Origin of the sequence: Roseibium salinum (genome assembly GCF_026240905.1) — a bacterium.
In the GTDB taxonomy this organism is placed as follows: Bacteria; Pseudomonadota; Alphaproteobacteria; order Rhizobiales; family Stappiaceae; genus Roseibium; species Roseibium salinum.
On the sequence record NZ_JAPEVI010000001.1, the window covers coordinates 444,884 to 467,141 of the forward strand.

Annotated in this window: 18 protein-coding genes and 1 pseudogene; 12 read left to right on the forward strand and 7 right to left on the reverse strand. The window is 62.7% G+C overall.

Annotation, left to right across the window (positions count from 1 at the left end; translation table 11 throughout):
• Window positions 1-7 precede the first annotated feature (7 nt).
• The 4 genes from ON753_RS01945 to ON753_RS01960 are packed head-to-tail and all read right to left on the reverse strand — an operon-like array spanning window position 8 to window position 5,174.
• On the reverse strand, window positions 8-1,639 hold the full coding sequence (locus ON753_RS01945) for a dipeptide ABC transporter ATP-binding protein (RefSeq protein ID WP_265960869.1): 1,632 nt from the start codon (window positions 1,637-1,639) through the stop codon (window positions 8-10).
• A gap of 10 nt (window positions 1,640-1,649) precedes the next feature.
• A complete protein-coding gene (locus ON753_RS01950) occupies window positions 1,650-2,543 on the reverse strand; it encodes an ABC transporter permease (RefSeq protein ID WP_265960870.1) in 894 nt (297 codons plus the stop codon).
• Window positions 2,540-3,565 carry an ABC transporter permease gene (locus ON753_RS01955; RefSeq protein WP_265960871.1) on the reverse strand — a complete coding sequence of 342 codons (1,026 nt, stop codon included), beginning with the start codon at window positions 3,563-3,565 and terminating at the stop codon, window positions 2,540-2,542. Before ON753_RS01955 ends, ON753_RS01950 begins: the two co-directional genes overlap by 4 nt.
• A gap of 4 nt (window positions 3,566-3,569) precedes the next feature.
• Window positions 3,570-5,174: an ABC transporter substrate-binding protein gene (locus ON753_RS01960; protein WP_265960872.1), complete on the reverse strand. Its 1,605-nt coding sequence runs from the start codon at window positions 5,172-5,174 to the stop codon at window positions 3,570-3,572.
• 124 nt (window positions 5,175-5,298) lie between these two features.
• Here ON753_RS01960 and ON753_RS01965 point away from each other — a divergent pair, with 124 nt between their 5' ends.
• On the forward strand, window positions 5,299-6,204 hold the full coding sequence (locus ON753_RS01965; protein ID WP_265960873.1) for a LysR family transcriptional regulator: 906 nt from the start codon (window positions 5,299-5,301) through the stop codon (window positions 6,202-6,204).
• Window positions 6,205-6,262: 58 nt separating this feature from the next.
• On the opposite strand, the gene ON753_RS01970 is transcribed toward ON753_RS01965, so the two are convergent.
• A complete protein-coding gene (locus ON753_RS01970; RefSeq protein WP_265960874.1) occupies window positions 6,263-7,078 on the reverse strand; it encodes an IclR family transcriptional regulator in 816 nt (271 codons plus the stop codon).
• Window positions 7,071-7,472 carry an acyl-CoA thioesterase gene (locus ON753_RS01975; RefSeq protein WP_265960875.1) on the reverse strand — a complete coding sequence of 134 codons (402 nt, stop codon included), beginning with the start codon at window positions 7,470-7,472 and terminating at the stop codon, window positions 7,071-7,073. Before ON753_RS01975 ends, ON753_RS01970 begins: the two co-directional genes overlap by 8 nt.
• A 94-nt stretch (window positions 7,473-7,566) precedes the next feature.
• Here ON753_RS01975 and ON753_RS01980 point away from each other — a divergent pair.
• The 11 genes and pseudogenes from ON753_RS01980 to ON753_RS02030 all read left to right on the forward strand — a co-directional run.
• A pseudogene (locus tag ON753_RS01980) lies at window positions 7,567-8,523 on the forward strand (FAD-dependent monooxygenase); the annotation flags it as partial.
• A 147-nt stretch (window positions 8,524-8,670) separates the two neighbouring features.
• On the forward strand, window positions 8,671-10,308 hold the full coding sequence (locus ON753_RS01985; protein ID WP_323054665.1) for a benzoate-CoA ligase family protein: 1,638 nt from the start codon (window positions 8,671-8,673) through the stop codon (window positions 10,306-10,308).
• A gap of 88 nt (window positions 10,309-10,396) precedes the next feature.
• Window positions 10,397-11,374: a TAXI family TRAP transporter solute-binding subunit gene (locus ON753_RS01990; RefSeq protein ID WP_265960876.1), complete on the forward strand. Its 978-nt coding sequence runs from the start codon at window positions 10,397-10,399 to the stop codon at window positions 11,372-11,374.
• A 69-nt stretch (window positions 11,375-11,443) separates the two neighbouring features.
• Window positions 11,444-12,616 (forward strand): TRAP transporter permease, encoded by a 1,173-nt coding sequence (locus tag ON753_RS01995; RefSeq protein WP_265960877.1) that lies wholly within the window; start codon window positions 11,444-11,446, stop codon window positions 12,614-12,616.
• An 11-nt stretch (window positions 12,617-12,627) separates the two neighbouring features.
• Window positions 12,628-13,413, forward strand: a complete 786-nt coding sequence (locus ON753_RS02000; protein WP_265960878.1) for a TRAP transporter large permease subunit — start codon at window positions 12,628-12,630, stop codon at window positions 13,411-13,413.
• 44 nt (window positions 13,414-13,457) lie between these two features.
• Window positions 13,458-14,153 (forward strand): fumarylacetoacetate hydrolase family protein, encoded by a 696-nt coding sequence (locus ON753_RS02005; protein WP_265960879.1) that lies wholly within the window; start codon window positions 13,458-13,460, stop codon window positions 14,151-14,153.
• Window positions 14,154-14,155: 2 nt separating this feature from the next.
• Window positions 14,156-14,803, forward strand: a complete 648-nt coding sequence (gene maiA, locus ON753_RS02010) for a maleylacetoacetate isomerase (protein WP_265960880.1) — start codon at window positions 14,156-14,158, stop codon at window positions 14,801-14,803.
• 32 nt (window positions 14,804-14,835) lie between these two features.
• The gene (locus ON753_RS02015) at window positions 14,836-15,939 is read left to right on the forward strand and encodes a cupin domain-containing protein (RefSeq protein WP_265960881.1); all 1,104 of its coding nucleotides are present in this window, start codon (window positions 14,836-14,838) and stop codon (window positions 15,937-15,939) included.
• Window positions 15,936-16,499 (forward strand): maleylpyruvate isomerase N-terminal domain-containing protein, encoded by a 564-nt coding sequence (locus tag ON753_RS02020; RefSeq protein ID WP_265960882.1) that lies wholly within the window; start codon window positions 15,936-15,938, stop codon window positions 16,497-16,499. The genes ON753_RS02015 and ON753_RS02020 overlap by 4 nt, the downstream gene beginning before the upstream one ends.
• A 426-nt stretch (window positions 16,500-16,925) precedes the next feature.
• Entirely contained in the window at window positions 16,926-17,354 is a 429-nt protein-coding gene (locus ON753_RS02025) for a CBS domain-containing protein (protein ID WP_265960883.1), read from the forward strand.
• A gap of 1,160 nt (window positions 17,355-18,514) precedes the next feature.
• Window positions 18,515-18,892 (forward strand): response regulator, encoded by a 378-nt coding sequence (locus tag ON753_RS02030; protein WP_265960884.1) that lies wholly within the window; start codon window positions 18,515-18,517, stop codon window positions 18,890-18,892.
• Between the two features lie 7 nt (window positions 18,893-18,899).
• Here the strand turns inward: ON753_RS02030 and ON753_RS02035 are convergent, their stop codons facing one another.
• Entirely contained in the window at window positions 18,900-22,073 is a 3,174-nt protein-coding gene (locus ON753_RS02035; protein ID WP_265960885.1) for a CheR family methyltransferase, read from the reverse strand.
• Window positions 22,074-22,258: the final 185 nt, after the last annotated feature.

Sequence of the window (22,258 nt, forward strand, 5' to 3'; positions counted from 1 at the left end):
GTTCCGGTTATGCGTTGAGTTTGCGGTTCGGGGCCTGTGGTGCCGCCGAGACAAGTTCGCGCGTATAAGGGTCACACGGACTGTCCATGACCGCATCCACGCCGCCGGTCTCGACGATCTTTCCCTCTTTCATGACAACCACACGGTCGCACAGCAGGCGAACCACGTTGAGATCGTGACTGACGAACAGGTAACTCATGCCGAGGCGGGCCCTGAGATCGGCCAGGAGGTTGAGCACGACCGCCTGGATCGAAACGTCAAGGGCAGCGGTCGGTTCATCGAGAACCAGGAGCTCCGGGTCGGTCGCGATTGCGCGCGCGATCCCGACCCTGGCTTTTTGCCCGCCGGATAACTGGTGTGGAAACCTGTCGAGAAGGTGCTGCGGCAGGCCCGTCAGACCTGCGAGCATATCGATCCTGTCACGCAGTTTTCCGCCCCGCAGATCGCCCAGCCGGAGCAGCGGTTCGGCAATGGTCTGGCGGGCCGTGTGGCGTGGATTGAGGCTGTCGGTCGCGTCCTGGAACACCATCTGGATCTTGCCGCGTAGCGGATGACGGGCGAAACCGGCTGAGGGCAGCTTCGCCAGATCCTCGCCCCGGTAGAAAATGCCGCCGGATGTCGCGTCGAGAAGCCGGACGATCATCGAGGCGGTGGTGGACTTGCCGCAGCCCGACTCGCCTACCAGACCGAGGCTCTCGCCGCAGCGAATGGTGAAGCTGACGCCCTTTACGGCCTGAACGGGGCCGGATTTGCTCTCGAACGACTTGGCGAGGTTAATCACATCGAGCATAGGTGAATTGCCGATGGTCCTTTTCTCCAGCGGCGTGCGCTGGCTTATCGGCAACAGCGACCGTATCGTCGCGCCACGTCTCGGCGTCGCATCGACCAGTTTGTTCGTGTAGGCGTGTTGGGGGTCGGCGAAGAGATCAGCGGGCTTTCCCTCCTCCACGATCACGCCGTCTTTCATGACGATGATCCGGTCGCAATACTGGGAAGCAAGCCCGAGATCATGGGTGATCAGGATCGAAGACATGGCCCGCGCCCGCACCAGACCGTCGACGAGGTCCATGACGGCCTTTTGCGTGGTGATGTCGAGGCCCGTTGTCGGCTCGTCCGCGATCAGGAGCCTGGGGTCGCAGGCGAGCGCGATTGCGATGACGACGCGTTGGCACATTCCGCCTGACAGCTCAAAGGGATAGGCTTCATAGCGTGCCTCCGGATCGCGGATCTTGACCGCCTCCAGCGCCTCGATCGCCTTGACCCGTGCATCGTGTCTGGTGGCACGGCCATGCTGACGCAGAACATCCTCGATCTGATGACCGACCTTGCGGATCGGGTTGAGGGCTGCACGTGGGTTCTGAAAGATCATCGAGATCTCGCGGCCGCGAATGTCCCGCATGTCGCGCTCGGCGACCCGGCGCAGGTCGATGCCGCGATAGACCGCCTCCCCGGCCTTGATGCTTCCGCCCTTGTCCAGCAGCCGCATCAGGGCATAGGCGGTGACAGACTTTCCCGATCCGCTCTCGCCGACGATGCCGAGACGTTCGCCGTTGGCAAGTTCGACGCTGATGCCTTGAACGGCATTGACGATCCCGCGACGTGTCCCGAAAGCGATGTTTAGGTCCTTGATCGACAGCATGGGGGCCTCTTCAGGTGCGCCGGCGCGGATCGACGATATCGCGCAGACCGTCGCCCATCAGATTGAACGTGAACACAGCCAGCATGAGCCAGAGGCCTGGAAACAGCGCCAGCCACCATTCGCCGGAAATAATGAAGTTGGCGCCTTCGGCCACCATGATGCCCCATTCCGGCGTTGGCGGGCGCACGCCAAGGCCGATGAACGACAGGCCCGCGGCATTCAGGACCGCCCAGCCAAGATTGAGAGACACCTGCACCATCATCGGCGGCAGCGCATTGGGAAAGATGTGAAAGGCGAGCACGCGAGTGTCTGAGTTTCCGGCGAGCTTCGCGGCCTGGGTAAAACCGGCTTCCCTGCGAATGTTGACCTCGGTACGCACCAGACGGGCATAAAACGGAATGTTGATGATCGCCGTTGCATAAATGATATTCGCAACGGAGTTGCCCAGAGCTGCGACGATGCCCATCGCAAGCACGAAGAGCGGAAACGCCATGATCGTGTCGAGCAGTCGGTTGAGCAGAATATCGGTCCACCCGCCGCGGTAACCGGCGATGGCGCCTGCGAACGACCCGACCACAAAGGACAGTGCGACGGCGGAGACAGAGATGATGAGATCGAGCCGCGTTGCCACGATGACGCGTGAGAAAACATCCCGCCCCACGTTGTCCGTGCCGAACCAATGGGAGAAAGAAGGCGGCTGCAGTGCGGCCGCGGCATTCGTCTCCAGAGGATCGTAGGGAACGAGAGCCGGACCAAAGAGCGCCGAGCCTATGAAAAAGGCGAACATGCCGAAGGAAACGGCGGTCAGCGGGTTCTCACGCAGCACATAGGCAATGTGTGCCAGGCTTTTCCATAGTGATCCGGCCGGAGAGGCAGAACCGGGTGGCAGTGCTGTCTCGCTCATTTCGAGGATGTTCCAAAGCGCGGATCGATCACCGAGTAGGACAGGTCGATCAGGAGATTGAGGAAAACGAAAAGCAGCGCCATGGCCAGGACGAAGCCTTGCACGGCGGCATAGTCGGAAACGACCAGCGCTTCGACGGCGAAGGAGCCGATCCCTGGCCAGGCAAAGACCTTTTCGACCAGCACGTTCGCGCCCAGCACGAAGGAAAACACCATGCCGAGCGTGGTCACCACGGGTAGCAGCGCGTTGCGGAAAGCGTAGGCGTAGAGCACTGTGGCGGGAGCCAGGCCGGCAGCCCGCGCGGTGCGGATATAGTCGGCCGACAGTGCGGCGAGCATGGCGGCGCGTGTCATCCGGGCGATGGGCGCCAGTGTAAACAGAGCCAGCGTGATTGCGGGAAGGATCAACTGTTTCAGCGCGCCAAGCCAGGTCTCCAGGTCAGCGTCGAATGCCGCGTCGATCAGAAAGAACCCGGTGACGTGCGGCGGGTCGACATAGATGAAATCCAGCCGGCCGAGCGGCGAAGGAGCAATGCCGAGAAGGTAATAGAAGACGTAGATCAGAACGATGCCCGTGAAGAATGTGGGCAGCGACACCCCTGCCGTGACGAGAACGCGGCAGAACTGGTCGACCAGACTTCCAGGGCGCGTCGCGGCCAGCACGCCGAGGGGGACGGCGATCAAGCAGGAGAGTAGGAGCGCCGACAAGGTAAGTTCGAGTGAGGCCGGCAGACGCGCCGCCAGTTCCGTGGCGACCGGGCGGCCGGTGGAAACCGACCGGCCGAGATCGCCCTCAAGGAGCTGTCCGACATAGATGACGAATTGCTCCGGCAGGGGCTTGTCGAGGCCGAGCGAGCGGCGCACTTCCTCGATTGATTCCGGCGTCGCAGCCGCGCCGGCGAACTGCACCGCCGGATCGCCCGGCAGGGCGCGCGTCAGCAAGAAGCTGATGACCACAACTCCGATCACCACGGGGATTGCCTGTGCAATCCGGCCGGCGATGGCCGCGCTCCGCCGGGCCACGCTGTCAGCTCTCCGCGCCGGTCAGAGTGCGGATGTCGAGCTGGCGGTGGAACCAGAACTCGTATCCGTCCGCGCCGTTTATGGCGACGTTGAGCGCCGGCTGATAGAGCGGAATACGGGGAATGTCCTCCATTGCAATCTCGAACATGCGCCTGATCTTAGGCGCATATTCCGGGTCGTCCTGCGCCATGTGCAGCGTCTCGGCCGTCAGAGCCTCGATCTCTTCGTTGCGATAGTTGGAGGAGTTGAAGAGATTGCCCTCCAGATAGGCCCAGAAGAAGTAGTAGTCAGGCGTATCGAGCCAACCGCCGAAATTTTCCAGGTGCAGCGGCAGACGCTTTTCGACGAGAACCGCGGTACGCCAGTTTGCACCGGGGATCTTCTCGATTTCCGTCTTTATGCCGAGTTTGCCTAGGCTTTCCTGAATCAGGAGGGCCGTGGGCTCCATCCAGGAGGCGAGATCCGTGCTGATCGACAGCGGCACCTCGAAGCCGTCGGGATACGCCGAGGCGGCGAGCAGTTCCTTCGCCTTCTCCATGTCGTGGACATAAGGCGACTTGCGGGGCCATTCGGTGCCGGCGATTTCTTCCGTTTCGCCCCACAGCGGCGCCCCCCGCCCGTAGGCGGCCGTTTCGAAGATCTCCTTGTAGGGGATGGCATAGGCAACCGCCTTGCGCACGTTGGCATCCTGGAACGGTTCGAAATCGTAGTTGAGGCCGACGACGTGGATCGTGTTGGCGATCGGAGTCGAATGGACCTTCACCTTTTCGGACAGTTCGGCAGCGTCCTTGTCCGGGATATCGAAGGAAACATGGACATCCCCGCGCTCGATAAGTGCGCGGCGGGTCGCCGGGCTCGGTACCTCGCGCAGGATGATGCGCCTGACCTTCGGCAAGGGGCCGCTTGTCCAGCCGTCGAAGCGCTCGTAGACGAGCTGCTGGCCGGGATCCCACCGGGCCACCTTGTAGGCGCCTGATCCTGCCGGAGTGGTATGCAGATACTCGGTCGCCCAAGGATCTTCCGCGCTCGCCTGTGCCTTGGCGACCTTCGAATTGATGATGAAGGGTACCGGAACCGCAAGGTCCGGCAGGGAGAGTTTGGACGGCCGGTCGAGCGCGATCACGAAAGTCTCGTCGTCAACCGCCGTGAACTGGTCAGGCCGCACCAAACCACCGGCCTTCATCTGTGTCGACGGAAATCCGCCAACCGAGACGGCGCGGTCAAACGACCATTTCACGTCCTCGGCGGTCACCTTGCTGCCATCCCAGAATATCGCGTTCGGCTTGAGCTTGAAGGTGATCGTCAGCCCGTCGTCCGAAACGCTCCAGCTCTCGGCAAGCTCAGGCTCGAGCTTTGAGTAGTCGAAAGACAGGCTGCCGTCCGGCAGCGTCTTGGTACCGAACGTAATCAGCCGGTCATAGCAGTTGATGGCGACCTGATAACTGGCGCGGTTTGTCCCCGTGCGATGAAGATCGAGGCTGTTGATGGTCTGTCCCGTGACCGCGACGAGCGTGTCGCTCGCGGCAAGAGCGGGCAGGACACGGGCAAACGGCATCGCGCCGGCAATAGCTGCCCCGGCCTTGAGGAACTGGCGTCTGTGGATGGTCATCTTTATGCAATCTCCCGGCTTCGGTGGCTGACGCGAGCTTGCTTCTGTTTGGCGTTAACGAAAACTGCTATGATTTCACCGAAGCGGTGCAAAAAAATCACCGCTCCTGAAAAAGGAACGCCTGATGAGGCACTTGTACACCTTTCAACTGATCGAGGCCGTGGCGCGAGCCGGGTCCATGCGCAAGGCCGCGGAGGACATGAACCTTACCGCTTCGGCCCTGACGCGCCGCATTCAGCGCTTCGAGGAGGAGTTCGGGGCCAAGCTGTTCGAGAGGCTGTCGAACGGGGTACGTCTCAATTCCGCCGGGGAACTGCTGCTGCATCACTACCGGGCGACGCTCTCCGACCTCGCCCGTGTTCAGGGACAGGTTGCCGATCTAACCGGCGAAAGGCGCGGTCACGTGTCTATTGCCTGCTCCCAGGCGCTGCTACCCTATTTCCTGCCTGAACAGATCGCGCGCTACCGTTCGGACCATCCGGGCGTGACATTCTCGGTCAACGTGCGTGACCGGACGCAGGCCGAACAGGAGCTTGCCACTTATTCAAGCGATCTCGCGCTGGTCTTCGAGCCGGTCTATCTGGTGGATTTCGAAGTGCTGCACGTTGTCCCGCAGTCGGTGAACGTGGTGATGGCGGCCGACCACCCGCTTGGGCGGAAACGGGAGATCCGCCTCCGCGACTGTCTTGATGTGCCGCATGTCGCGCCGTCAGTGAAATACGGCGTTCGCCATCTCATGGACTTCGCCGCGCGGCGCGGAAGCAGGCGGGTCGACCCGGTTGTCGAGACGGAGAGTTTCGAACTGATCCGTCACTACGTGTTGCATGAAAAGCTGATCGGATTTCAGATCCCGATCGGACTGCGTGGCTACGCCGACGGTACGCTTGTCTACCGGCCGATTTCCGAAAAGGACATGCCACCGGGCAACCTGATCCTCGGCCAGACGCGGGGTCGTACCCTGCCGGTTGCCTCCGCTCGATTTGCCCTGCAACTCGCCACCGCGCTAAAGGATTATCAGGCCGCCGCGTGAGTTCGCGGGCAGTCTCTGCCACGCGGGTATTTTGACGGCTCTGGCAGCACAATCGTCCTTAAGACTGGTTGGGCCTGTTGCAGGCCATGGTGTCAAAGGAGAGATCCTTGCAGAAGGCAATCAGGAGCCGGACGATATCGGAGCCCGGCTGCGCCACCGCCGGATCTGTGCCGACCAGGGTGATCGCCGCCTGCGCTTCGCCCTGCCAGTCCCGGATTGGCGCGGCGATCGCAACCAGTCCGGGAATGAAGCGCCCGTCCACCGATGCATAGCCCTGGCTCCGGATCTTCTGGATCATATCCTCGATACCGCGATTGGTCGGTTCGAAGTCCACGGCCGATGCCGGGTTCTGGCGGATGCGCCGGAGTTCCGCGTCGCGGACCGCCTTGAGCGGCGCCGGGGGCGCCCAGGCGAGGAAGGTGCGGCCGGAGGCCGAATTCAGCAAGGGCAGCGTGGTGCCCAACCCCATCGACGTCACAGTCGGAGAGGCCGCGCGTTCCCAGCGAACCACCGTCGGGCCGAGATTGCCCCATACAACCAGCAGCGCGGTCAGACCCGATTCCGCGCAAAGATCCGGCAGGGCGTCCGCCGCGCGGTTGACGAAATCGTGGCGGGCAAGCGCCGACAGGCCAAGGGCCACAGCGCCGGGGCCGAGGTCGTATTTTCCCGAGCGGCCCGCCTGCACCACAAGGCCTGCATGCAGGAACGAGGACAGGTAACGGTGTACCTTGCTGGGCGGCATGCCGCATTCGCGCGCCAGTTCCGACAACGAGGCCGGGCTGTGCCGCTCGGCCATGGCATTCAGCAGCCGCAAGGCGGCATCGAGCGATTGAATGCCGCCGGTCTGCCCGTCGCTCTTGTCGTCCTTAGCCATCGCCTTCCACCAATTTCCGCAATGCGTCCAACTCCCCCGCGACCATTCCATCGCCGCTGGGTTTGAATAGCCCGCGGACCTCGGTTCCGGCAACCGTCATGTTGTCGCCGACGCGCCCCTCATAGCTGAGATGCAGGGCCTTGCGGCCCCAGGACTCGATGGAAAGCGTCAGGGACACGATGTCGCCGTCGCGCATCGGCCGGCGGAACCGCGCATTGGCTTCCAGCAGCCCCAGTCCGACGGCTCCGAGCTCGCGGCACAGCGCTTCATGGCCGCCGAAGCGACGCAACCAGTCGTGGAAGGTGCGGTCGAACCACGCATAGACATTTGGATAAAACACGATCCCGGCAGGATCGCAATCGCCGAAAGTGACTGGATAATCAAGGAGATGCATTTTTATAGTTTTCCATTCTATAAAACGTATTGCGTATAGCGGAAAAGTATTTATCATTTGGAGCAACAGTTGTCGAGCGACCTTGGGAGGAGGCATGACGATACATTCGCGCATAGAAATTCTGGGTGGCGGCCCGGCGGGCCTGTACACCGCGATCCTCATCCGGCGTCTTCTGCCGGATGTGCGGGTGCGCATCACGGAACAGAATCCCAAGGGCGCGACCTTCGGTTTCGGTGTGGTCTTCTCCGACCAGGCGCTTGATTTTCTGAATGCCGACGACCCCGAGACCCATGATCTCGTGACGCCGCATATGGAGCGCTGGCGCAACATGACGCTGAACCTGCCCGCGGGTCAGGTCATCCTCGACGGCGTCGGCTTTTCCGCAATCGGCCGCCTGGAGCTCATCGAAATCCTGCGCAAGCGGGCAGAAGCGCTGGGCGTGGAAATGCGCTTTTCGCATACGGCAACCACCCTCGACGAGTTCCAGGCGGATCTGATCGTCGGCGCGGACGGGCTCAACTCCCTGGTCCGCCGCACGTTCGAAGCCGGGTTTGCACCGCAAATCAGCCATTTCAGCAATCATTTCGCCTGGTTCGGCACGGAACGGGCGTTCGATACGCTGACCCAGTCATTCGTGACGACGCAAAAGGGTGCGCTGAATGCGCATCACTATCGCTTTGCCCCCGGTCGCAGCACCTTCATCGTGGAATGCGACGATGCGACCTTCGGCGCCTATGGTTTCGCCGAAATGGACGAGAGCGAGAGCGCTCGGGTCTGCGGGGAGATTTTCGCCGATGTTCTGGACGGCGCACCGCTGATCACCAACAAGTCGACGTGGCGGCAGTTCCCGCGCCTGTGGTGCAGGAACTGGGTCGCCGGCCGGCACGTGCTTCTGGGCGATGCCGCACATACTGCGCATTTCTCCATCGGGTCGGGAACGCGGCTTGCGATGGAAGATGCCATCGCCCTTGTCCGGTCGCTGGCGGCCCATGAACATGTCGACGAGGCACTGGCGGCTTACCAGTCGGAACGCCAGCCCATCGCCAGGAAGATCGTCGATGCGGCTAACACGTCCGCCGCCTGGTATGAGACCTTCGCGGAAAAGATGGCTCTGCCTCCGGTGGACTTCGCGTTCGACTACATCACCCGCTCGGGCCGCGTCGACATGGATCGCCTGCGCCGGATCGCTCCGGGCTTCATGGCCCGGTATGAGGCCGAAAAGAGTGCAGACGCCACGCCGGCCGATCCAGTGTCGGACGATGCACCCGGCGTCGTGGAGATCGGCTTCACCAAAGCCGCCCACTCGAACTGCTCCGCGATCCTCTGGGACAATCTCGGCCGCAATCCGGAGAAAGCCGCGGTGATCGGCCCCGCCGGTACGCTGACCTACAAGGAGCTGGTGGCCGAGGCGGCGCGATGGGGCAATGCCTTTCTTGCCGCCGGCTGTGAACGGGGTGAGCGGATCCCCTTCTTTCTCGATGACACGCCGGTTTATCCCGCCGCGTTTTTCGGCGCCGTGCGGGCCGGCTTCGTGCCGGTGCTTCTCAACACGCAGACGACGCCGGATGTGCTGAATTTCTTTCTGAAGGACACCGGTGCGCGCCTCGCCTTGTGCGAGGCGGCGCTGGCCGGCCGTTTCTCGCCGGAAACCCTGGCCGGCACGACGCTCGAGAAAGTCGTGATCGCCAATGGCGAGGCAGGCGGAAACGCGCAGGTTGCGGCGGTCGATTTCCTCGCCGGTCAGCCCGAAGAACTCGCCTGCGCCGACACCGGCCCCGACGACATGGCATTCTGGATGTATTCCTCAGGCTCCACCGGCCGGCCCAAGGGCATCGTTCACCTGCATCACGACATGGCCTATACGCAAGCCTCCTTCGGTGAGCATGTCCTGAAACTTGACCCCGAAGACATCTGCTTCTCCGTGCCCAAGATCTTCTTCGCCTACGGTTTCGGCAACGCGATCACCTTCCCCTTCTCCGTTGGCGCGACCACGCTGCTGATGCCGGGACAACCGCGGCCCGCCGCAGTCCTCGACATGATCGAGACGTACCGCCCGACGGTGCTCTTCGGTCTGCCCACGCTCTATACGGCCCTGGCCCGGTCGGAAGGGGTCGATAAACGGGACCTGAGCTCCCTGCGCCAATCCATGTCGGCGGCCGAAATCCTGTCCCAGGATATCTACGACGCCTGGAAGGACCTGACCGGACACGGGCCGACGGAAGGTCTCGGTTCCACCGAGATGCTGCATATCTACCTGTCCAACAGCCTCTGCGACCACCGGATCGGCTCGGCCGGAGCGCGGGTGCCGGGCTATGAAGTGCGCCTCGAAACGCCCGAGGGAAAACCGGCTCAGCCGGGCGAGGAGGGCGTCATGTTCGTGCGCGGCCATTCCTCGGCACCCTGCTACTGGAACCGGCCGGAAAAGACCCGCGACACCATGCGCGGCGACTGGCTCTACACCGGCGACCGCTTCATCGAGACGGATGGTCATTATTATTTCCAGGGCCGGGCCGATGAACTGATCAAGGTGTCGGGCCAGTGGGTGTGGCCCCTGGAGGTAGAGCGTTGTCTCAACGAGCATCCGGACGTTCACGAATGCGCGGTCCTCGCGCATGAACTCGCCGACCGACGGATGACCTTGAGGGCGATTGTGCGGCTTCGCGACGGCGGACGGGCCGGCGAAGCGCAGAGCGATGAACTGCGCGCCTACGTCAAGTCACGCCTGCAGCCCTACAAGTATCCGCGCATCGTCGAATATGTCGAGGATCTACCCAAGACGGGAACGGGCAAGATCGACCGGCAGGCCCTTCTGAAGGGGCAAACGGCCGGCGCCTGACACAGCTACAAACGCATACTTCAAATCAACGGCGGGACATCCCGCCGGAGTATCCGGCTACCGGAACGTCTCTAATCGGGAGGGAACCATGAGACTTGCCAAATATCTGCTGACCGCCGGGCTCGCGCTCGGAATTGCGGCTCCGGCCGCAGTCCCTGCATCAGCCCAGGTCCTGTCCATTGCCACGCCGCCACAAGGGTCGGTATGGAACACCATGTCCTCGGTCATTGCCAGCCAGGCCCGCGAAAACGGCGGCCTGCGCATGGTGGTGCAGCCCTATGGCGGCAACGCCCAGATGATGCAGGCTGTCAACGACACGGTCGCCGAGTTTTCGCTTAACGATGTGAATGACGTGATTTCAGCCCTTGAGGGCAGCGGCGAGTACCAGGCGGCTATGCCCAACCTCCGCGTCATTGCGCGTATCAACCCGTTTCCGGTCGGCCTTTATGTGAAGGAAGACTCCGGGCTTAAGCAGGTTGCCGACCTTGCCGGCAAGAGCGTGCCGGCGGGCTGGGACGGCTTCCCCATCGCACGCTCGCATATCACCGCGATCCTCGCGGCGGGCGGCCTGACCTGGGACGACGTCGACAAGGTGCCGGTTCCGGAGCTTATCCGCGGGTCTGACGACATGGCGTCGGGACGCGTCGACAGCGCCTTTTTCGCAGTCGGCGGACCGAAGGTCGCCGAAATCGATGCATCGGTCGGCGGGGTCCGGTTCCTGGCCGTCGACGCCAATCAGGACACCCTTGCCAAGATACGGGCGGTCCGGCCCGCCTTCTATTTCTCCGAAGTGACCCCGGCACCGCCGCGCGTCGGCGTGAAGGAGCCGATGATGTTCGTCACCTGGGACAACATTCTCGTCGCCGGGGCGCATGTGTCCAACGAACAGGTCAAATCGCTCCTGTCCGTGGTCTTCGACAGCAAGGATGCGATAGGCAAAGCCTATCCGCCGCTTCGCGCGCTCGATCTTGAGACGGCTTATCGCGCCTATCCGGGACTGGAATACCATCCCGGCGCTGTCGCCTTCTTTGAAGAACGCGGCGTCGAACTGTCGGCCGCCGAATAGACCGTAGCCTTTCAAGGGGCGGCCCCGATGCCGCCCCCTCCCCCGCCGGACTTGAAGGAAGGGCTGAGCGTGACTGACGTCAACACAGATGAAACCTCGTATTCAGGGGCTTCGAAGAACTCCGCAACGCCGGATTGGCTGCGATACCTCACCCGCGGCTTGGCCGGCATGCTGACCCTGGCAGCCGTGGCGCAGGCTGCGGACCTGCCATCACGCCTGGGATATTCCTACTATACCGAGCAGTTCCTGGCGGTGGTCCTGGGGCTGAGTCTTGCGCTGGTGTTCCTCCTGCGCAGGATCAAATCAGGCGCCGTGGGGCGGCCGTCGGTCCCCGATCTGCTGCTGGCGGCTATCGGCCTCTTTGTGTCGCTCTATGTGGCCTGGGACTACCCCAGCCTGCTCAACAGCGCCATGATGTTGCCGTGGCACGCATTGGCGGCGGGCGGCCTGCTCTTCCTGCTCGTGCTGGAGGGGCTGCGCCGGACGGTGGGCATGACGCTTGTCGTCGTGGTCCTTGTCATCACCGGATACGGACTGATCGGCCATCTGGTGCCGGGGGTCCTTCAAACGCGGGAAGTCGCCGCACCGCGCCTTGCCGTCTACCTTGCCTTCGATCCGAACGGCCTGTTCGGAATTACCCTGAGTGTCGCCGCCACGGTGGTCGTCGCCTTCATTCTGTTCGGCCAGATTCTGTTGCGCTCGGGCGGGGCCGATTTCTTCAACGACATCGCGCTGGCGACCATGGGGCGCCGGCGGGGCGGCGCGGCCAAGATCTCCATCGTCGCCTCGGGCCTGTTCGGCTCGATTTCGGGTGTCGTCGTTTCGAATATCGTCGCCACCGGCGTGGTCACCATCCGGCTGATGATCAATGCCGGCTTCCGCCGGACCACCGCGGCCGCGGTCGAGGCCGTCGCCTCCACGGGCGGGCAGATCGCGCCGCCTGTCATGGGCGCCGTCGCGTTTCTGATGGCGGACATCCTGCAAAAGCCCTACTCGGAGATCGTCATTGCCGCCATCGTGCCCGCCCTGCTCTATTATGTCTCTCTGTACGTGCAGGCAGACCTCCAGGCGGCCAAGCACGACATCAGGCCGGTCGAGGGCGAGGAGATCCCGCCCGTCGGGCGTGTCATGTCGCGCGGCTGGGTGTTTGCCCTGCCCTTCACCGCCATCGTTGCCGCCCTGTTCTGGTTCAATCAGCGGGCGGAGACCGCGGCGCTCTGGGGGGCGGGGCTGCGCTCCTGATCGGGCTCCTGATGGGCTACGGCAGCACCCGCATGTCCGTGGCCGATCTGTGGGAAGCTGCGGTGGAAAGCGGCCAGTCGATCATCGATATCGTCATGATCTCCGCCGCCGCCGGTTTCATCATCGGCGTTCTGAACGTGACCGGCCTCGGTTTTGCGGTCACCTTCGCTCTGGTCGATCTCGGCCAGGGCAGCCTGCTCTTGCTGCTCCTGATCGCCGCTGCCGTCTGCCTTGTGCTCGGCATGGGCATGCCGACCGTGGGCGTTTACCTGCTGCTTGCGGTTCTCATTGCCCCGTCGCTGATCGAAACCGGAGTCGAGCCGATCGCAGCCCACCTGTTCATCTTCTACCTGGGCATGATGTCCATGGTGACCCCGCCCATCGGTATCGGCGCCTTCTTCGCCGCCTCGATCGCCAAGGCGCCGCCGATGGCGACGTCCTTCGAAGCCATGCGCTTCGGCTGGACGGCCTATATCGTGCCGTTCCTCTTCGTGTTCTCGCCTGCCCTGCTGCTGATCGGGGATCCGCTCGAAATCGTGCTGGCGGTCGTGACGGCCATTCTGGGCGTCTATGCCATTTCCAGCGCCTTCGTCGGCTGGCTGCATGGCCCGGTCGGACCTCTCCGCCGGGCGTTGATCGGCGGGGCGGGCGTCGCCCTCCTGCTGCCGCCGGACATGCTTGAGGGGGCTGCCCTTTGGATCAATGGGGCGGGGATGGTCTGCCTGGCAGTGCTCTGGTTGTCCGGGCGTAGCCGGGCGACTGACACGCAACTCATGGCGGCCGGTGTCAAGAACTAGCAAGCCTGGCCCCGCCGAACAGCTTCATCAACAAGGAGACACAAATGTCGTATGTATTCCCTGCCCCGCCTGTTTCGGCCGTGGCGGTCGCCGGCACGAGCGACCGCCTGCCGGTGCGCCGCATTTTCTGCGTGGGGCGCAATTATGCCGCGCATGCACGCGAGATGGGCAAGGATCCGGACCGTGATCCGCCCTTCTTCTTCACCAAGCCCGCGGACGCGGTTGTGAATTCTGGCGAAACGGTCGCCTATCCGCCGGAGACCGAGAACTTTCACTATGAGGCGGAGCTTGTCGTGGTGATCGGCACCGGCGGGCGCGACATCACCGAAGCGGATGCGCTCGGCCATGTGTGGGGCTATGCCGTCGGCAACGATCTCACCCGCCGCGACCTGCAGCTTGCGGCGCGCGACAAGGGCCGGCCCTGGGACTTCGGCAAGGCCTTCGACCGTTCCGCGGTGATCGGTCCCGTCCATCCGGTCTCGGAGGTTGGCCATCCCGGCAAGGGAGCGATCAGGCTCACCGTAAACGGCGAAACCAGGCAGGATGCGGACCTCTCGGAACTGATCTGGGCCGTGCCGGAAATCATATCGATCCTGTCCCGTTCCATTGCGCTGGCACCGGGAGATCTGATCATGACGGGCACGCCGGCCGGTGTCGGGCCCTTGGTACCGGGCGACGTCTGCGTCGTCAGCATCGAGGGACTGGGCGAGATCCGTACCGAAATCGGCCCGCGGGTGTGACGATGAGCCTGATATTGCACAACTTCTTTCGCTCCTCCACCTCGACGCGCCTGCGGATCGCGCTCAATCTCAAGGGGCTGGACTACGCCTATGTGCCTTATGTGCTTCGCCGCGGCGATACGCGCATGCCGGATTATCTGGCGATGAACCCGGCCGGTCTGGTCCCGACGCTGGAGCGGGAGGACGGCACATGCCTCACCCAGTCGCTTGCCATCATCGAGTGGCTGGAGGAGACGCATCCGCAACCTCCGCTCCTGCCCTTCGGCCCGGATGAACGGGCGCGGGTCAGGTCCCTTGCGTTGATGATCGCCTGCGAAATTCATCCCCTCAACAATCTCCGGGTGCTCGCTTATCTGGCGGAGCGCTTCGGCGCAGATGAAACCGCCCGGAAAGAGTGGTTCACGCATTGGGTCGCGACCACATTCGATGCCTTTGAAAAGAGACTGTCGTCGGAGGATCAGACCGGCGATTTCTGCCACGGGGACACGCCAGGTCTCGCCGATATTTGTCTCTACGCTCAGGTCTGGAACAACCGCCGGTTCGATATCGACACTTCGAACTGGCCGGTCATCGCCCGGATATTCGGCCGGCTGGAGACCATACCCGCGTTCAGGGACGCTGCGCCGCCGCACCAGCCGGACGCCGCCTGATCCTTCTTGAACTCCCACCAGGAGAACACGTCATGCTCGATGAAACCGAAAAAGCCCCGGTAAACGAAATGCAGCCCGAAGACACTCCGGAGCTGCGCGCGCTTTACCAGGGGTTCGAGGAGCAGCATCTCCTGCCGCTCTGGACCCAGCTCGGCGACTTGATGCCCCGCCACCCCAGACCCAAGGCTGTGCCGCATATATGGAAATGGGCCAAGCTGCTGCCGCTGGCGGAGAAATCCGGCGCACTCGTACCGGTCGGACGAGGCGGAGAGCGCCGGGCGATCGGCCTTGCCAATCCGGGCCTGGGCGGCAACGCCTATGTCAGCCCGACGCTCTGGGCGGCCATCCAGTATCTGGGGCCCCGGGAAACCGCGCCGGAGCACCGCCATTCCCAGAACGCCTTCCGCTTCGTGGTCGAGGGCGAAGGAGTATGGACGGTGGTCAACGGCGATCCGGTCCGCATGAGCCGGGGCGATCTCCTCCTGACGCCCGGCTGGCATTTCCACGGTCATCACAACGACACCGACAAGCCCATGGCCTGGATCGACGGGCTCGACATCCCCTTTGCGCAGCAGAACGATGTCGGTTTCTTCGAATTCGGATCGGACCGCGTCACCGACTATGCAACGCCGCGCTTTTCGCGCAGCGAGCGGCTCTGGTGCCATCCGGGCCTGCGCCCGTTGTCGGGGCTGCGGGATACGGTCAGTTCGCCGATCGGGGCCCATCGCTGGGAACATACCGACCGGGCACTCACCGAACAGCTTCTCCTGGAGGAGGAAGGGCAGCCGGCAACGGTCGAACATGGCCACGCAGCCATTCGCTACGTCAACCCGACCACCGGCGGAGACGTGATGCCGACGATCCGCTGCGAATTCCACCGGCTGCGGCCCGGCACGCAAACGCCGGTGCGCCGGGAAGTCGGCTCGTCGGTGTTTCAGGTTTTCCAGGGCGGCGGCGCGGTCGTTATCGACGGTGTGACGCACAAGCTCGATATCGGCGACATGTTCGTCATTCCATCGTGGATTTCCTGGTCGCTGCAGGCCGAAACCCAGTTCGACCTGTTCCGCTTCTCCGACGCCCCGATCATGGAGCGGCTGAATTTCGCCCGGACCCAGGTCGAAGTGGAGGGACCGTGAGCGACACCCTTGAAGAAGCCCGCGCCGCGTTGAAACTGCGTCAGGGCAGCGGAGCGCGCTATGACGCCGCCGGTGCGCCGGCCCGCTCGCTCGACTGGGCCCGGCGCGGCACCGCCTATTTCGCGCGTCTTCTCAACGACCTGTCGGATGCCGAGCTCGACGCCCCCTCGGCGCTGCCAGGACAATCCCGGCGCCACGTGATCGCCCGCGTCGGCTATCAGGCACGATTGCTGGGCGAAGCGATTGCGTGGGTCCGCGAGGGGAAGGAAGGGCCGTTTCCGAAGGATCTGACCGTGGGGGAGGACGACGTGGAGTTGGGGGCCACCTTGCCGGCGCGCGCCCTGCGCTATCTGTTCCACCACTCCGAAGTTCATCTCAATGTCGAATGGCGCGACCTGACGGATGCAGGCTGGGGTGCTTCTGTCGAGGACGTGACGGGACGGCGGATCGCATTGCGGGACACGCCGGAAATCCGCGCCCGGGCGCTGTGGCGGCACGCGATGGCTCTGAACGCGCGCGGACGACTTGCGGATGTCCCCGCCGCTCTGCGCGAGCTTTGAACCGGAAACCTGTCAGCGCAGCATGTGGAATCCGTTGGGCCGGAACGTCCAGCCACAGACGCTTTGGTCGGGCGAAGACAACTGTTCTTGCGCGATACCGCACGCGGCAATCTGCCCTACGCGGCCGGCGGATTGCCAGCGTGGGGTCTGAGCCCGGCAATTCGTCGCTCCGTCTTCCTTGCGGCAGGAATTGATCGGCAACCAGGGAACATCGCGCTAACTGCTCCGTTCGGTCATCGTGGGGGACCGAAAGCGGACCGACTCCGGGCGACCGTCAGACGTCTTCCCGATTTTGCAGTCAGGTCCCGCTCTTTTCCAGTCCCCCTTGGCCGCCGGATACGGCGGCGGGACGCAAATCAACCTTGCACGCAGCGTCTGTACCGATTGAGGGCGGACGTTGTTCAATCAAGCCGATGGAGGATCCCGATGAAGGTACAGCAATGCATGTCCAGCAATGTCGAGGTATGTGCGCCTGACGACACCATCCGTGACGTTGCCCGCAAGATGGTGGAATGCGACTGCGGCGTCATGCCGATCGGCGAAAATGACAGGCTGGTCGGCGTCGTGACGGACCGGGATATTGCCATTCGCGCAGTTGCCGAAGGCAAAGGTCCGGACACGCCAGCCCGCAGCGTGATGAGCCAGGAAGTGCTCTATTGCTATGACGATGAGGACATCCAGGAGGTCAGCGACAATCTTGCAATGCTCAAGATCCGCAGGATGCCTGTCGTGAACCGCGACAAGCATCTCGTGGGGATTGTCTCCTTGGGAGATATTACCATGAGCGATGGCAGAGCCGGTGAAATCGCATTCCGCGGGGTCTCGCAGCCGGGCGGTCCGCATCAGCAGGCCTGACCCCGGCCGGCGCAACAGGACCTTTCGCAGAGGTCGATCCGGACCCGCAAACAACTCTGTGCCAGGCCCTCATTGCGCGCGGAACCGCCCGCGCGGGCGAGCCGAATGCCAGAGCAAGTGGTCGGGCTTTGATGCGAGCCGAAGCATCGGCGCCAGACCAGTTGCGGTCCCTTAGATAGTGCGGAAAACTGACCCGGTTGCCTTAACCGGGTCACTTTTTTGCGCAATTGCCCTACGACGCAAGCGATACCGTTCCTGTTGCCGAGCGACTATAAGGGCACTCGAGTCTCTTGTGGTTCGCCGGTCTCGGGCAAATGGCTCACTCGCCGCTGGCCGGCAGGCTTCGCCGACCTGGCGCCGCGCAGTCGTTGCGTTACATGCTAGGTGCCAAAGGAGGCGTATGATGCGTAAATTGATCCTGATCGCAATGGCGGCGTCGCTGCTGTCCCTCTCCCCCGTCGCCGTGCTGGCAGGAGGGCCGAAAGGCTGTCCTCCCGGTCTCGCCAAAAAAATACCGGGTGCCTGCCTCCGGGCCAGGCCAAGAAAATCTACCGACCCGGCGACCGCCTCGTCGGCGACTATGTCCTGATCCGGAACCCGGTCATCTACGGATTGGAGCCCGGTCAGACCTATTACCGGCTCGGCGATTACGTCTATCGTGTCGACCGCAGCACCAAGGAAGTCCTCGACCTGGTGGGCGCGGTTGCCGCAATCCTGAATTGACCTGTCCGCAGCGGCATGAGTGGGGCCGGGCTGGGCGAACAGAAATTGCCCGGTTGAGGAACATCGTAGCCTTTTGGCGGCAATCTTTGCTGCGGACGCACGAAGGTGATGGGTAGCGCTAATTTTTACATGCTGCCGATCAGAGCCACGTGGTTCACTGCTTACACTTATGCTTGACAATGCGAAAAACCTGGCCCGGTCCTTGGACCGGGTCCTTTTTTAGCAAATAAGGTGGACGAATGGTGTGCCGCGCGACAGATATGGTGGAAACCTCTCTGCCGGTTTCTTGCGCGATTGCTCGGAGCGACACGCGTTGAGCATACAGGTGGCGCCTTGCCACGCTCGAGCGCCAAGCCGTCGGAGTGCTGTGGATCAAGCAGGCTGCTGATATTCGCGCGAGGCTGACCGGTGACGGATTGAATACAATTGGAAATGCGATGAAACGTTCTGCGGACGACGGCGAACGGCGGGTCCTGGTAGTCGAGGACAGCCTGCTGATCGCAATGGACATGGAAAGCCTGGTCGGCGACTGCGGGTGCCGCGTTGTCGGGCCGGTTGCGGATGTCGCCAGCGGCCTTGAAGTGGCACGGCAGCACGAACTGGACGGAGCCTTGCTCGACATCAACCTTGGAGACGAGCGGGTTTGGCCGGTGGCGGAATTGCTCGATCAGCAAGGTGTCCCCTTCGTGTTGACGACCGGCTACAGCTCCTCCGAAATCCCTCCTCGGTTTGGCGATCGGGAGGTGCTTCAAAAGCCGGTGGCGCTCGAAGATCTGCAACGAGCGCTCGGGCTGATTGGCGTTCTGCCGAACTGACGCGCCTTCATGGTTCACGATCAGGCCGTGCCCGCAGGACCGAGTTCGCGGGAAGTTCGAGGACGCAGCGGAAACCGTCGCGGAGAAATTCCGGTTTGCAGGCACCGTGCAGTTCGTACTCCGTGCTTCGGGTGATGAATTCGAGGCCAAAGCCGGTTGTCTCGGGCGGTTCGACCTCGGGTCCATCAGTTTCACGCCAGTCGATCCTGAAAGAACTCGCGTCATGATCGACGGTTGCCCAATGCAGCGAAACGCAACCGTTCTCATTTGCCCAGGCGCCGTATTTGGCCGCGTTGGTGGCGAGCTCCTGCAGAATGAGCCCCAGCGAGACGGCCACCTGCGGTTTCAGTTCAACGCTTGGACCTTCAAGCTTCAGTCGGGTTGAAGTCGGTTCGGCGAACGGCGCCAGCACCGCGCTTGCCAGTTCCTCGAAGCCGGCCCCTTTCCACTCGGCGCTTGACAGTATCCCGTGTGTCGTCGACATCGCCTGAAGCTTTCCCATCAGTGTCTCGAGCAATTCCTGCTTTGTGGAGACACGATCCGCAGTCTGGCGCACGATTGCCTGCACGCTGGCGAGCGAATTCTTCACACGGTGATTGAGTTCGGAAACCATGGAGGCAAGTTCTTCCTCGATCCGCTTGCGCTCGGTGATGTCGACGAAAGTCAGAACGGCTCCCCTGATGTGGTCTTGCTCGTCCCGGTAAGGCAGCATTCGCATGATCAAGGTCTGACGTTCCCCGTTCGTCGCCTCGACCTCGTGCTCGATCTGATCTCCGGTCCCGATCACTTGAGCAACCTCCGTCCTCAGGAACTCGAAGTCGATGCGCCCGGCCAGTTCGTCGAGCGGGCGGCCGACGTCGTGGTCGCGCAGCCGGAACAGCGGCTTGGCAGGCGGCGTGAAATTGCGAATACGGAAATCCTTGTCCAGAAACAGCATCGCGATGCGGGTGTTGCTGAACAGGTTCTTGAGGTCGCTGTTGGCGCTGCTCAGTTCGTCCACCCGCGTCCCCAGCTCGCTGTTCACCGTTCGCAGTTCCTCATTGATCGATTGCAGCTCCTCCTTGGAGGTCTCGAGCTCCTCGTTCGAGGACTGGAGTTCCTCGTTGACCGAGGAAAGCTCCTCGTTCGACGCGCGCAACTCCTCGTTCGACGTTTCGAGTTCCTCCAGTGTGCCCTGGAGACGCTCTTTCGTGGTCTGCAGTTCCTGTTCGAGGATGCGGATCAGCTCATCATCACCACCCCGTCGGCGTTCGTTTGTGACGGTGTCAGGAACCACGGGGCTGCCGGTCTGGAAAAGAACCAGGCAGAGCGGCCGTCCTGTTTCATCGGCCGGAAGTGGTTCCACACTGAGCGTGAGATGCTTTCTATTCTGCCCTGTCTCCACGGTCAGGTCGGATCGCACGAGCTTCTTTCCGGTAGTCAGCACCTGCGAAACCGCACTTTTGATGTCAATGGCCAGTTCGCTTCGCACCATGGCCGCCAGATTGGAGTTGGGGCGGCCGCGCGGCAGTTCCAGGAACGCTCCTGTCCCGCTGGACGCCTCGAGGATCTCGAAATCCGAGTCGACGATGACATGGGCGGGGCTGTAGCGCTCAAGCAGGCGCTGTGCAGCATGCTGCGTCTCGTTGCGCGCACGGCTTTCGTTTCCTCTTTCCTTGTGCTTCTGGCGCCCCCGTTCCTTTCCGTCGCCAGCGGCTATCGGGAAGTCGGGCAGCCGGGAACTCTCACCAATGCGGCGGTAGATCCGGTGCTTGCGCTCAACTTCCGTGAACAGTTTCTGGTTCGGACCGGCGTTCTCGGCCGGACCCATGAACAGGATTCCGTTCGGCCGGAGCGCGTAGTGGAACACGGGGATCAGTCGTTTCTGCAGCGCAGAATCCATGTAGATCAGGACGTTTCGGCATGAGATCAGGTCAATGCGAGAGAAGGGCGGATCCCGGAGCAGGTTATGCTGCGCGAAAAGGCAGATCTCGCGAACGTGGGGGCGGACGACGAATGTACCGTCCTCCCTTTGGAAGAATCGCTCGAGCCTCTCCTTGGTTACATCGGCGGCAATGCTCTGCGGATAGCGCCCGAGACGGCCCACATGCAGTGCATTTTCGTCGATATCGCTGCCGAAGATCTTGATATCGGGGACACTTTCCAACTGGTCGGCCTTTTCCAGAAGCAGCATGGCAATGCTGTAGACTTCTTCACCCGTCGCGCAACCCGGCACCCAGATGCGCACTTCGTCGTCCTCGGTCTTGCCTTCTAGAATTTCCGCCAGAACCCGTTCGGAAAGTGCCACGAAGGCCTCGCCGTCGCGGAAGAACTGAGTGACGCCGATCAGCAGATCCCGAAACAGCCGTGACGGCTCCCGGCCGTCTTCCATGAGATGCTCGACGTAGTCCGACAGCGACGACAGGCCGCGCATCTGCATGCGACGCCGGATACGGCGGTCCATGGTATTCGATTTATAACCGCTGAAGTCATGGCCGACCGCCTTTCGAAGAATGTCGCAGATCTGAAGCCGTTCTCCGTCCCCAACTTCGACTTCGCGGGCGATCGGTCTGCGGTGGACCAGAAAATCCGTGAACAGTCCCGGCATGTCGCAGATGTCGACTTCGCGATCCACAAGGCCGGTGCGCAGCGCACTCAGCAGCATGCTGTCGTATTCGGCGCTCTGAAGCGTCTGAGTCAGTGTGAGGCCGCCTGCTTCCTTGACTGCCTTGAGGCCGATCGTCCCGTCGGTCCCCGCTCCGGAGAGGAGCGCACAGCCTGCGTGGTCGCCCTGGTCCGCGGCGAGCGAGATCAGGAAGGCATCAATGCTGGTGCGCCGTGCCAATGGATCCCCATCGGAAACGGGAAGCAGGACGCCTTTGTTCACCGTCATCACCCGTCCGGGGGATATCAGGTAGATGTGATTTGCGGCGATCGGAGTGTTCTCGACGACCTCGCGGACAGGAAGGTCGGTCTTGCGTCCGAGGATCCCTGCCAGATCACTGTGGCGGTCCGGCGCCATGTGCTGAATGAGAACCCAGGCGAGGCCGGAATCCCGCGGTATATTTGCCACGAGCTCCTGAAGCGCGGAAACGCCTCCGGCGGAGGCGCCTATTCCGACGATCGGAGGCGCAACGTCTACTGGTTCGGTTCGATTGCTGTCTGCGCGTTGTGCCCGGCCGCTGCTGTTCTTTGGAGTCATTCCGGCATCTTTCTACGAGAGGACAAACAAGCATAGACGGATGATTTCCGGATGGCGAGGCCAGCGGTCTTGACCTCGGTCGAAGCGCTCAACCATCTGGTGGCGGGTGCTGTGACTGAAACTCCGGTCGAGCCTTTGACAACCTGGAACTTTCTCGCGGTCCAGCGGTTCCGTTGCCAACGACG

What these genes read in the sequence shown, in the direction of transcription:
- ON753_RS01945 (WP_265960869.1), bottom strand. Translation starts at nt 1,639, where the DNA reads ATGCTGTCGATCAAGGACCTAAACATCGCTTTCGGGACACGTCGCGGG.
- ON753_RS01950 (WP_265960870.1), bottom strand. Translation starts at nt 2,543, where the DNA reads ATGAGCGAGACAGCACTGCCACCCGGTTCTGCCTCTCCGGCCGGATCA.
- ON753_RS01960 (WP_265960872.1), bottom strand. Translation starts at nt 5,174, where the DNA reads ATGACCATCCACAGACGCCAGTTCCTCAAGGCCGGGGCAGCTATTGCC.
- ON753_RS01965 (WP_265960873.1), top strand. Translation starts at nt 5,299, where the DNA reads ATGAGGCACTTGTACACCTTTCAACTGATCGAGGCCGTGGCGCGAGCC.
- ON753_RS01970 (WP_265960874.1), bottom strand. Translation starts at nt 7,078, where the DNA reads ATGGCTAAGGACGACAAGAGCGACGGGCAGACCGGCGGCATTCAATCG.
- ON753_RS01975 (WP_265960875.1), bottom strand. Translation starts at nt 7,472, where the DNA reads ATGCATCTCCTTGATTATCCAGTCACTTTCGGCGATTGCGATCCTGCC.
- ON753_RS01985 (WP_323054665.1), top strand. Translation starts at nt 8,671, where the DNA reads ATGGCCCGGTATGAGGCCGAAAAGAGTGCAGACGCCACGCCGGCCGAT.
- ON753_RS01990 (WP_265960876.1), top strand. Translation starts at nt 10,397, where the DNA reads ATGAGACTTGCCAAATATCTGCTGACCGCCGGGCTCGCGCTCGGAATT.
- ON753_RS02000 (WP_265960878.1), top strand. Translation starts at nt 12,628, where the DNA reads ATGGGCTACGGCAGCACCCGCATGTCCGTGGCCGATCTGTGGGAAGCT.
- ON753_RS02005 (WP_265960879.1), top strand. Translation starts at nt 13,458, where the DNA reads ATGTCGTATGTATTCCCTGCCCCGCCTGTTTCGGCCGTGGCGGTCGCC.
- maiA (WP_265960880.1), top strand. Translation starts at nt 14,156, where the DNA reads ATGAGCCTGATATTGCACAACTTCTTTCGCTCCTCCACCTCGACGCGC.
- ON753_RS02015 (WP_265960881.1), top strand. Translation starts at nt 14,836, where the DNA reads ATGCTCGATGAAACCGAAAAAGCCCCGGTAAACGAAATGCAGCCCGAA.
- ON753_RS02025 (WP_265960883.1), top strand. Translation starts at nt 16,926, where the DNA reads ATGAAGGTACAGCAATGCATGTCCAGCAATGTCGAGGTATGTGCGCCT.
- ON753_RS02030 (WP_265960884.1), top strand. Translation starts at nt 18,515, where the DNA reads ATGAAACGTTCTGCGGACGACGGCGAACGGCGGGTCCTGGTAGTCGAG.
- ON753_RS02035 (WP_265960885.1), bottom strand. Translation starts at nt 22,073, where the DNA reads ATGACTCCAAAGAACAGCAGCGGCCGGGCACAACGCGCAGACAGCAAT.